A 241-nucleotide genomic window follows, 5' to 3' on the forward strand; every position below is an offset into this window, starting at 1 on the left:
GTAGTGCAGGAATAAGCCTCGGCTAACTACGTGCCAGCAGCCGCGGTAAAACGTAGGAGGCGAGCGTTATCCGGAGTTACTGGGCGTAAAGAGTGCGTAGGCGGTTTTGTAAGTGGGACGTGAAAGCTCCCGGCTAAACTGGGAGAGGACGACTCAGACTGCGAGACTAGAGGGCGATAGAGGAGCGTGGAATTCGGGGTGTAGCGGTGAAATGTGTAGAGATCCCGAGGAACACCAGTGG

The 241-nt window shown here is 56.0% G+C and carries 1 rRNA gene; it reads left to right on the forward strand.

Going from position 1 to position 241, the window contains the following annotated elements:
* Positions 1 to 241 (forward strand): 16S ribosomal RNA (locus tag ACTHSN_RS10900); the annotation flags it as partial.

It is taken from the genome of Neisseria sp. P0009.S010 (assembly GCF_051958545.1).
Lineage (GTDB): Bacteria > Pseudomonadota > Gammaproteobacteria > Burkholderiales > Neisseriaceae > Neisseria > Neisseria subflava_A.